Raw genomic sequence first — 7050 nt, 5'->3', positions numbered from 1 at the left:
GCACCCGCGGCGACGGCCGCACCGGCGGCGGTCACGGTCAGGCCCGCGCGCAGCAGGGCGCGGCGGGCGCCGGGGGTCGGCATCGGATTGGTGCGGGCTGCGTGTCGGGCCATGATCTTTACGCCTGAGCCTTCCGAATCGGGTAACGACAGAACCACGTAGCGTAGTTGACGTGGCGCGTGCCACAACGTCACCACGCGGGGTCGGCGTCGCGGCGTCCATGGCGCACACTGTTCTCTCGTGAGTCCGCATCCTCCGATACCGACCCGGGTCGTCCTGCTCGCAGGGCCCTCCGGCTCCGGAAAGTCGTCGTTCGCCGCCCGCTCCGGGCTTCCCGTGCTGTGCCTCGACGACTTCTACAAGGAGGCCGACGACCCGACGCTGCCGCTGGTGCCGGACAGTTCGGACATCGACTGGGACTCGGCGCGGTCCTGGGACGCCGAGGCGGCGCTCGCCGCGATCGTCGCGCTGTGCGAGAAGGGACGTACCGGGGTCCCCGTCTACGACATCTCCATCAGCGCGCGGGTGGGCGAGGACGTCCTCGACATCGGGCGCACGCCCCTGTTCATCGCGGAGGGCATCTTCGCCGCCGACATCGTGGAGCGCTGCCGCGAGCTCGGCGTGCTGGCCGACGCGCTGTGCCTGCGCGGCCGCCCCTCGACGACGTTCCGCCGCCGGCTGCTGCGCGACCTCAAGGAGGCCCGCAAGTCGGTGCCGTTCCTGCTGCGCCGCGGCTGGCGCCTGATGCGCGCGGAACGCGCCATCGTGGCCCGCCAGGTGGAACTGGGCGCGTACGCCTGCGGCAAGGAGGAGGCGATGGGCCGCCTGGCAGCGGCGGCGGCGGGCCGCTGCGTCAAGGCGGGGAGCCGGGCGCCGCGTTAGACGCCGCACGGGAAGGACGGGCCGCACGCGAAGCAGTGCGGCCCGCGTCGTGCGTCAGCCTCCCGGGCAGCCGGAGGTCGCGGGCGACCAGCAGTGCGAGGACGGCATGTTGTCGAACGAACCGCCCAGGTTCGTGGAGGCGCCCTTCGGCACGCCCCACGTGTCCCCGGACCAGTAGGCGTTCTGGTAGAGCCAGAGGTTGTCGCTCGTGTCACGGTTCTTGACGGAGCTCACCGTGTTGTCGATGGCCACCGACGTGCCGTAGTAGGTGCCGGTGTACGACTGCTTGCTCTGGATCGTGTCGTAGATGCCGCCCGTGTAGTCCGCGTAGCGGTACAGACAGGCCTCGTCCGCGTTGCAGGAGCCGTCGTAGCTGGCGGCCTGCGCCGGGGCGGCCAGCGCGCCGACGACCGCCGCGACGGACAGCGCCGACGCCGCCAGGAAACCGCGTCTCTTCCTCATGCCCACTCATTCCTTCCGGAGGTTGCGAAGTGCACCGCCCGTGCGAGCGGGGCAGAGCACGCGACTTTGACATAGGCACGGCAATCCGATGCAGAGTGCGTTCCTGATCATGACCAAAAAGCGATCATGATTGGCCGAAAAGCGAGAACCCCAACGCGTGCTCCCCTGCCGCGGGTTGACGCCAGGGACCGCGGGTGATCACCTATGGCGCACCGTATGAGCTACCGGTGAGGGGACATCGCCCCTAGGAACGTGGGGGACGCGTGTCGCAGCCACACCGCAGGCGCCTGGCCGGGCACGGCCGCCTCGCCGCCCTGACGGCCTCGGCCGCCCTGCTGACCGCCGCCTGCGCCGGACAGCAGCCGGCCGAAGACGCCCGGCAGGACGCGAAGGCCCCCGCCGTCTCCTCGTTCGCCCACGCGCCGCGGCACTACCCGCTGGACGCCTACGTCCCGGACATGAAGCAACGCGAGGCGCTCGATCGCGCCGTCGACGTCGTCAGCGGCCCGTGCATGAAGAAGTTCGGCGCGAGCTGGCCCGCGTACGAGACGCCGCCGGGCAATCTGCCGGGCAACGTCCGCAAGTACGGCGTGACGGACCTGGAGTCGGTCCGCGTCTACGGCTACAAGCCCCCGCTGCCCGACGGCGTCAGCAGGCAGCGGGCCGTCAGCTTCCAGCAGCACGCCGAGAAGGCGCAGAAGTCGATCTCGGCACGGGCGAAGGCGGTCTACACCGGCGCCGCGCAGACACCGCGCAGCAAGGGCGGCGCCACCACCCGCGTCCCCGCGGGCGTCCCGGGCGGCGGCTGCCACGGGCAGGCCGTGCGCACGCTGAAGGCCGACCGTTCCGACACGGACCTGATGGCGGTCCAGAAGCTGTTCTTCGAGGCGTCCGCCACCACGGGCAAGGATCCCGCGGCGATCGCGCTGAACAAGCGCTGGAGCGCCTGCATGCGCAAGGCCGGGATGGCCTACCCCAACCCCCTCGCAGCGGTCGACGACCCGACGTGGCGCACGCAGAAGACGAGCAGGGTCGGACCGCACCCGAACTTCCCCGCGCCGTCCGTACCGGAGATCCGCACCGCGGAGGCCGACGTGCGGTGCAAGACCGCGACCGGCTACGTCACGAAGCTGCAGGGCATCGAGTCGGGCCACCAGCGCACGCTCATCGCGAGCCACGCACGGCAACTGGCCGCCGTGCAGCAGCGCAAGCAGCGCATGACCGCGCAGGTCGACGCCGCCCTGTCGGACGGCGGCGGCGCCGCGGCCAAGGACTGACCGACCGGGGACCGAGCGCACCGCCGCGACACCACGGCAGAGGGAGCGACAGCACAGCAAAAGGTCCGGGCAGACCCCCCGTCCGCCCGGACCCTTGCTTTCCCCGTTGTTCCCCCCATCGGGCCCGCTCCCCCGAGCGGGTCCCCCCGTCCCCCCGGACGGGTGTCTCAGGCGACGAGCTCCCCGAAGCACTCCTCCTGGTCCCGGCCGAAGCTCAGGACCTCGTCGTCCCGCAGCCGCCGCAGCGACCGCCAGATGCTCGACTTCACCGTGCCGACGCTGATGTCGAGGATCTCCGCGATCTCCGGGTCGGTGCGGCCCTCGTAATAGCGCAGGACGAGCATGGTGCGCTGCAGTTCGGGAAGGCGCGCCAGCGCCTGCCAGAGCACCGCCCGCAGTTCCGTGCCGCGCATCGCGTCCGTGTCGCCGGCCGTCTCCGGCAGCTCCTCGGTCGGGTACTCGTTCAGCTTGCGGCGGCGCCACGCGCTGATGTGCAGGTTCGTCATGGTGCGGCGGAGGTAGCCCCCTACCGCGGCCTTGTCGCTGATCCGGTCCCAGGCCCGGTAGGTCGAGAACAGCGCGCTCTGCAGCAGGTCCTCGGCCTCGAACCGGTCACCGGTCAGGTGGTAGGCGGTGGCGTACAGGGAGGCGCGGCGCTCCTGGACGTAGGCCGTGAACTCGGCCTCCGACAAGGACGTGCGACGCTGCTCCCCCGATTCCTCCCTGTACGCGGCTCCCCCGTGACCGGCCTGGCCCCCGTTGCCCGCGTCGGTCACCGCCCCGAACGTGTCAACCACCGTCATGAACCCGGTGTGCTGACGCCCGGTGCCGCGAGCGCACCCCCGCCCGCTCACGGCACCGGACTTCTCGTAACGGTCCGGCCGGACTGTGACGTCGTGCAGACGCGTGACAACTGCGCTTGAGGTGGTGCTGTGCAGCGTGTTCATCTCGCGCCCCCCGTCATGGAGTCCGGTGATTTCCGTCTGATCGCTGTGCTCGTTCGTTGCGATGTCCAAAAGCTTGCCCGGGGGACTTCATGGCGGTGTCCGTCGACTGTCACAGAGCTGTCACAGCGCCTTCTGCTGTGCGGGTCAGGTGTGGGAGCGCTCACGCGGTCGAACTAAAGGCCTCCGATGGGCCAGAATGGCGCTCGTGCCTTCCCTGTTGCTGATCGAGGACGACGACGCCATCCGCACGGCCCTGGAGCTGTCACTGACGCGCCAGGGCCACCGGGTGGCCACCGCTGCCACGGGCGAGGACGGTCTGAAGCTGCTGCGCGAGGCGCGGCCGGATCTGATCGTCCTCGACGTGATGCTGCCCGGCATCGACGGGTTCGAGGTGTGCCGGCGCATCCGGCGCACGGACCAGTTGCCGATCATCCTGCTCACCGCGCGCAGCGACGACATCGACGTGGTCGTCGGGCTGGAGTCCGGCGCCGACGACTACGTGGTGAAACCGGTGCAGGGGCGCGTCCTCGACGCCCGCATCCGGGCCGTGCTGCGCCGCGGCGAGCGCGAGGCCAACGACGCGGCGTCGTTCGGCTCGCTGGTCATCGACCGCGCGGCGATGACGGTCACCAAGAACGGCGAGGACCTCCAACTGACGCCCACCGAGCTGCGGTTGCTGCTGGAGCTCAGCCGGCGGCCCGGACAGGCGCTGTCCCGCCAGCAGTTGCTGCGGCTGGTCTGGGAGCACGACTACCTCGGCGACTCGCGGCTCGTCGACGCCTGTGTGCAGCGGCTGCGCGCGAAGGTCGAGGACGTGCCCTCGTCGCCGACGCTGATCCGTACCGTGCGCGGCGTGGGCTACCGGCTGGACAGCCCTCAGTGACCAAACCGCACGACAAGCTCCGCGGCTGGGCCGCGGCGAAGAAGGCGATACTGGCCGGCCTGCGCTTCACCAGCCTGCGCCTGCGCCTCGTCGTGGTGTTCGCGCTCGTCGCCCTGACCGCTGCGGTCTCCGCGTCCGGGATCGCGTACTGGCTCAACCGCGAGGCCGTGCTGACGCGGACCCAGGACTCGGCGCTCAGCGACTTCCAGCAGGAGATGCAGAACCGGGCCGCCGTCCTGCCCGAGCACCCCACGCAGGGCGAGCTCCAGCACGCGGCGAACCTGATGGCCGACAGCAGCCAGCACTTCAGCGTGCTGCTCCTCGCCACGGACGAGAACGGCCGCCAGGTGGTGGGCAATTCGGATCTGGACGCCTTCACGGAGACCGCCGTGCCGCAGTCGCTGCGCAAGGCGGTCACCAAGCAGCAGCCGCTGACCGACGGCAACAAGAACGCGTACCACCTGTACTGGCAGCGCACCACGCAGGACGACACCCCGTACCTGGTGGGCGGCGCGAAGGTGGACGGCGGTCCGACCGGCTACATGCTCAAGTCCCTTGAGCCGGAGGCGAAGGACCTCAACTCCCTCGCCTGGTCGCTCGGCATCGCCACGGGCCTCGCGCTGATCGGCTCGGCGCTGCTCGCGCAGGCCGCGGCGACGACGGTGCTCAAGCCCGTGCACCGGCTGGGGGTCGCGGCCCGCAGGCTCGGCGAGGGCAAGCTGGACACCCGGCTGCGGGTCTCCGGCACGGACGAACTCGCCGAGCTCTCCCGGACGTTCAACAAGACGGCCGAGAACCTGGAGAAGAAGGTCGCCGACATGACCTCCCGCGACGAGGCCTCGCGCCGCTTCGTCGCCGACATGTCGCACGAGCTGCGCACGCCGCTGACGGCGATCACCGCGGTGACGGAGGTCCTGGAGGAGGAGCTGGACGCCGAGACGGGGTCGGTCGATCCGATGATCGAGCCCGCCGTACGCCTCGTCGTCAGCGAGACCCGGCGGCTGAACGACCTCGTCGAGAACCTCATGGAGGTCACCCGCTTCGACGCGGGCACGGCCCGGCTCGTCCTCGACAACGTCGACATCGCCGACCAGATCACCGCCTGCATCGACGCCCGCGCCTGGCTGGACGCCGTCGACCTCGACGCGAAGCGCGGCACGATGGTCTTCCTCGACCCCCGCCGCCTCGACGTGATCCTCGCCAACCTGATCGGCAACGCGCTCAAGCACGGCGGCTCCCCGGTGCGCGTCTCCGTACGCACGCAGGACGGGCACCCGGGCGAACTGGTCATCGCCGTACGCGACCACGGGCCCGGCATCCCCGAGGACGTCCTGCCGCACGTCTTCGACCGGTTCTACAAGGCGAGCGCGTCCCGGCCCCGGTCGGAGGGCAGCGGCCTCGGCCTGTCCATCGCCCTGGAGAACGCGCACATCCACGGCGGCGAGATCACCGCCGCCAACTCCCCCGACGGCGGCGCCGTGTTCACGCTGCGGCTGCCGCTGGACGACCCCAAGGGCCCGCACGCGTCCGAGGAGCCCGAGGAAGGCGGTGGCGACAAGTGAGGCGTCCCGTAAGGCTGTTGGGCTCCTTGGGCATCGCGTCGGCCCTGCTGGCGCTGTCCGGTTGCGGCATCCGCTCCACGGAGGTCCCCACCGACTTCGGTGCGGCGCCCACCCGGGTGGGCTGCTCGCTGTCGGGCGCGGACGACGTGGGGGCGCGGGCGGGCGGCGAGTTCGCGGTGCAGGTGTTCCTGGTCTGTACGTCCCAGCTCGTCACGGTCGACCGCACCGTCACCCTGGAACGCGGCCAGGGCACCGACCGGGTCGCCGTCGCCCGGCAGCTCCTCGCGCAGCTCTCCCGGCCGCTGACGGCGGAGGAGAAGCAGGCCGGGTACAGCACGGACGTCGCGGCGGCCACGAAGGTCTCGGGCCCGCGCCACGGCGACCCGGCCGACGCCCTGCGCCTGAGCAGGCCGCCGGACGACCTGTCGCCCTACGCGCTGGCCCAGATCGTCTGCACGTTCGCGAACAGCGAGGTGACGGCGGAGAGCGGCGGCGACCACGTGGTCCTCGGCGGCCCGGGCGACGATCCGCTGCGCGACTACGAGTGCTCGGACACGGTGAAGGCCCAGCCGGGGATCGTGCCGGCGCCCGCGGAGACCGTGGGCTGAGGCCTACGGTTCACTTCGCGGGGCGGTACGCGGCGGTCGCGGTCTCGACGAACGAGCGGATCAGGGGGTTGGTGTCGCCCTCGTTCCACACCGCCACCACGCGGCTCGGTGCCATGTCGGTCAGCGGCACCACGGCGAGCTCCGCGGGCAGTTCGTGCCCGAGCGGGCTCATGCCCACCGTGCCGTTCCACAGCACGGCCTGCAGGCATTCCTGGACGACGCGCACCACCGGGCCCTCGCGCGGCTCGCCGCCGTTCCAGTACGCCTGCCACAGGGGGTCGGTCCCCTGCGGGAACTGGAACCAGCGGCGGTCCGCCAGGTCGGCCAGGCACAGCCGGTCCCGGCCGGCCAGCGGATCGTCGGCGCGCAGCACCACGCCCACCGGGTCGGCGCGCAGCGCGCGCACCGTCAGCGCGGTCCCGTCGAACG

General features: G+C 71.5%; 8 protein-coding genes. 5 read left to right on the top strand and 3 right to left on the bottom strand.

Translation table 11 applies throughout. From position 1 onward, the window contains the following. The first annotated feature begins 240 nt into the window (after window positions 1–240). The gene (locus G3I40_RS21315) at window positions 241–882 is read left to right on the top strand and encodes an ATP-binding protein (protein ID WP_164303735.1); all 642 of its coding nucleotides are present in this window, start codon (window positions 241–243) and stop codon (window positions 880–882) included. Window positions 883–936: 54 nt separating this feature from the next. Here the strand turns inward: G3I40_RS21315 and G3I40_RS21310 are convergent, their stop codons facing one another. Further along, window positions 937–1344, bottom strand: a complete 408-nt coding sequence (locus G3I40_RS21310; protein WP_164303734.1) for a peptidase inhibitor family I36 protein — start codon at window positions 1342–1344, stop codon at window positions 937–939. Window positions 1345–1607: 263 nt separating this feature from the next. On the opposite strand from G3I40_RS21310, the gene G3I40_RS21305 reads away from it, so the two are divergent. After that, complete coding sequence (locus G3I40_RS21305) at window positions 1608–2621, top strand: hypothetical protein (protein WP_164303733.1); 1014 nt, start codon at window positions 1608–1610, stop codon at window positions 2619–2621. 167 nt (window positions 2622–2788) lie between these two features. Here G3I40_RS21305 and G3I40_RS21300 read toward each other — a convergent pair whose 3' ends face one another. Further along, the gene (locus G3I40_RS21300) at window positions 2789–3568 is read right to left on the bottom strand and encodes a SigE family RNA polymerase sigma factor (protein WP_164303732.1); all 780 of its coding nucleotides are present in this window, start codon (window positions 3566–3568) and stop codon (window positions 2789–2791) included. Window positions 3569–3773: 205 nt separating this feature from the next. Here G3I40_RS21300 and afsQ1 point away from each other — a divergent pair, with 205 nt between their 5' ends. The 3 genes from afsQ1 to G3I40_RS21285 are packed head-to-tail and all read left to right on the top strand — an operon-like array spanning window position 3774 to window position 6621. Beyond that, complete coding sequence (gene afsQ1, locus G3I40_RS21295) at window positions 3774–4451, top strand: two-component system response regulator AfsQ1 (RefSeq protein ID WP_164303731.1); 678 nt, start codon at window positions 3774–3776, stop codon at window positions 4449–4451. After that, window positions 4448–6013, top strand: a complete 1566-nt coding sequence (locus tag G3I40_RS21290) for a HAMP domain-containing sensor histidine kinase (protein ID WP_164303730.1) — start codon at window positions 4448–4450, stop codon at window positions 6011–6013. The genes afsQ1 and G3I40_RS21290 overlap by 4 nt, the downstream gene beginning before the upstream one ends. Then, on the top strand, window positions 6010–6621 hold the full coding sequence (locus G3I40_RS21285; protein WP_164303729.1) for a hypothetical protein: 612 nt from the start codon (window positions 6010–6012) through the stop codon (window positions 6619–6621). The genes G3I40_RS21290 and G3I40_RS21285 overlap by 4 nt, the downstream gene beginning before the upstream one ends. A gap of 10 nt (window positions 6622–6631) precedes the next feature. Here G3I40_RS21285 and G3I40_RS21280 read toward each other — a convergent pair. Then, on the bottom strand, window positions 6632–7050 hold a 419-nt coding region (locus tag G3I40_RS21280; protein WP_239091868.1), incomplete at its 5' end, for a LysR substrate-binding domain-containing protein.

Source organism: Streptomyces sp. SID14478, assembly GCF_010548525.1.
Taxonomy (GTDB): Bacteria; Actinomycetota; Actinomycetes; order Streptomycetales; family Streptomycetaceae; genus Streptomyces.
Note: the sequence above shows the minus strand (reverse complement) of the source record. Positions and strands in the feature narration are given on the sequence as shown.